Origin of the sequence: Mesorhizobium sp. M7A.F.Ca.CA.004.06.1.1 (genome assembly GCF_003999135.1) — a bacterium.
In the GTDB taxonomy this organism is placed as follows: Bacteria; Pseudomonadota; Alphaproteobacteria; order Rhizobiales; family Rhizobiaceae; genus Mesorhizobium.
The window spans coordinates 1-2,918 of record NZ_RZPQ01000741.1 but is presented as its reverse complement, the minus strand read 5'-3'; the positions used below and the strand labels follow the sequence as shown (position 1 = coordinate 2,918).

The following is a 2,918-nucleotide window of genomic DNA, read 5'->3' as shown; positions in this document are numbered from 1 at the left end:
AGCCAGTCGTTTAGCGCGATTTCGTCAGGCCACGGCAGCGGGCGGAATTTGAAAGGCGTCGTCGATTTTTCAAACGGCAAACGGTGCGCGAAGAACTTCGGCAATGCGATGGATTCATCGTTGACGGCCGGCGGCGCCTATATGACCAGCGAGGCCAAAACCTCGTTCAAGGGCTATTACCGCACCGGCGCGAAGCAGGACGCGGTTTTCCAGCGCACCTTCATCCAGTTCGACGGCGAAGGCGAAGCCGCGAACGCCAGGCAGCGGGCGATCGGCGGTCACGCTGCCCAGGTGCTGCATGGCATGTGCCTGCGCAAAAACCCGAACAGCTCGCACGCCGACCATGACGGCTTCGTGCCGTTCGGCAAGCTGGTGGACTATGCCGGCGGTCGCAGCAATGGCTGCACCAGCTGGTCGCCGGCGGATGCCAAGCGGATCATCCCGATGGTCAAGGACAATCCGACGACGCTCTACATCTACCCGGAATCGCGCGACATCACCGCGGTCGCAGCCGACCGTTCACAGCCGGGCGCCTACTGGAACGCGTCCTGCCTGAAGGAAATCGGCACACCGAAATTCTGGCCGAGAAAGACCCTTGAGCCGATCATCGCCCAATACAGGAAGGATCATCCGGCACCGCCGCCACAGCCGCTGCCGATCTGCGAAGCGTCTTGAAGTCCGCATAGCGCCGCCGCGTTGATTAAGACCGTGCTGCTTTATGTTCGTCGTGCGAACCGCATTGATCGGCGGCCCTGCGACCCACCAGCAATGATTCAATCCGATCTCCAAGGTCAGCGCGCCAGCAGCTTCGGCCCCCGCCTCTCTCCTCGGCGTCGCTACTCAAAACAGCTGTGTGCATAAGGGCCGGATGGATCAGACTGGTTGAATGCTCTGGCCGAGGAGAGAATTTCCGGCACCACGTTCAGCCGATTGCGGTGGTTGGAACCAACGGCCTGCTACCCAGTTAGAAAGCCAGCAAGTCTGGTTGTAGCCTTGCCGCCATGTGAATCAAAACCCGCCGACGCTGTCTACGGCCTAGCAGGAGTGGCGACCTTGCAGCGGCGGTGGCCCGCTGGGAAACCGGTGTGCCTGCCTTCGCAATCTGGGCTGCACAGCCGCTGACGACAGCCCAGCAGACACCGTCGCCGACAGCCAAACAACAGGAGATATGCCGACATGAAAGCAGCCCGCATCCATGCTTTTGGCGGACCTGAGGTTGTTTCGATCGATCAAGTCCCCTTGCCTCAACCGCTTGACGACGAGGTTGTGCTCAGGGTTCGCGCCGCGAGCGTCAATCCGATCGACTACAAGATCCGCGAAGGTTCGACGAGCGAAACCCTGCCGGTCACGCTCGGGCGCGACGTGTCCGGCACGGTGGAAATATGCGGCACGCGGGCGCATACGTTGAAGAAGGGCGACCCATTATTTGCGATGCTTGGTCATGACCGGGGCGGCAATGCCGAATTTGTCGTGGTCAAGGCGACGGAGGCGGCTGCGAAACCGGATCGTCTAAGCCATGTCGAAGCCGCGGCGGTGCCGCTTGCCGGCATCACTGCATGGCAGGGCCTGTTCGACCATGGCGGCCTCAAATCCGGGCAACGGGTTCTCATCCATGGCGGCGCCGGCGGCGTCGGTCATCTGGCGATCCAGTTCGCCAAGGCCGCGGGCGCGTTCGTCGCGACAACCGTTTCCGCCGAGGACGTGGTTTTCGTCCGTGAGCTCGGCGCCGATCAGACGGTCGACTACAAGAACCAGGGTTTCGAAGAGGTCGTCGATGCGGTCGACCTGGTGTTCGACCTTGTCGCGGGCGACACGCAGGACCGCTCCTGGGATGTGCTCAAGCCAGGCGGAACACTCGTTTCCACTCTTTCCGAACCGTCGCAGGAAAAGGCAAATTTGCGCCGGGCGCGTGGCGTCTCCTATCTGGCCGAACCGAATGCGGCGCATCTTGCCGAGATCGGCCGCCTCATCGAGGCCGGCAAGGTCACCCCCTTCGTGCAAGCCACGTACCCTCTTGGAGAGGTCGCCAAAGCGGAAGAACGGCTGGAAAATGAGCATGTGCGTGGCAAGATCGTGCTTGAGGTTTCCGCCTAGCGAGTTGGTGCTTCTGCCGTCCCTCTCGAACGGGTTATCCGATCCGCGCGTCGCCGTCGCTGTCCGGCACGTTCGGAAACAACACCTTCAGCTTGTGTTCCGCGCTTGCCCAACTGCGCGTGTGATGTTGCCAGAGGCACCAATTGCTCACCGCAAAGGCTAGAATGCCGACAGTCACGGCGAGACTGACTGTCGAGCCAATGACAACCTTGAGCATCACCCCGGCAAAGACACCGGCGATGGCACCGTTGACGACATTCACCATCCCTGCGGTTCCGGCGAACGCTTGCCAGGGCCTTGGCTTGAGGCCGACATCGGCCAGCAGAGCCGTTTGGTTGTCATGAGTGGAGTGAACCAGGTAGCGCGCCATCGAGGGAGTAAGCTCGGTGTAGTAGTGCCTGATGCGCGCCATGCCACGGGCGTGGACCATGTCTTCGATGGCCACCTGCACAGCCCTGACGAATGTCACCAGCCCGATGAAGTAGAGGCATGGCAACAGGATCAGGCTGAACAGCATGAAAGGAAGCCCCATCCTTGTCACCTGGGCGACGAAGGCAAGGGCGATCGTGGCGCTGGATACCGAAGTCAGGAACAAATTTGCGCGCTGATTCGCCTCCTGAATCGTCGCCGCTCTGGCGGTCCCGAGCACCAAATGCTCCGTGGTCATCATCTGCAGGAGTTGCTGCCGGTTCTCGCCTTCATCGGTTTTTGTCTTCCTTGCAGGCATCGCAAAAAACCTGTTGCGGGACGCGCTCCCCCACCCAACCAACTCCTCAAAGCCGCCCACCCAAGGAACGAACTGCTTCCGAAGGGGTTCCAGCGCA

At 61.3% G+C, this 2,918-nt stretch carries 3 protein-coding genes; 2 read left to right on the top strand and 1 reads right to left on the bottom strand.

Features of this window, described 5'->3' with window-relative positions:
• On the top strand, window positions 1–675 hold a 675-nt coding region (locus EN906_RS29340), incomplete at its 5' end, for a hypothetical protein (RefSeq protein WP_127375572.1).
• A gap of 501 nt (window positions 676–1,176) precedes the next feature.
• Window positions 1,177–2,094: an NADP-dependent oxidoreductase gene (locus EN906_RS29335; protein ID WP_127271019.1), complete on the top strand. Its 918-nt coding sequence runs from the start codon at window positions 1,177–1,179 to the stop codon at window positions 2,092–2,094.
• A 34-nt stretch (window positions 2,095–2,128) separates the two neighbouring features.
• Here EN906_RS29335 and EN906_RS29330 read toward each other — a convergent pair.
• Window positions 2,129–2,918 (bottom strand): hypothetical protein (locus EN906_RS29330; protein ID WP_348629291.1); only part of this gene is annotated, 790 nt, incomplete at its 5' end.

Coding starts and splice junctions, on each gene's coding strand:
- EN906_RS29335 (WP_127271019.1), top strand. CDS start 1,177: ATGAAAGCAGCCCGCATCCATGCTTTTGGCGGACCTGAGGTTGTTTCG.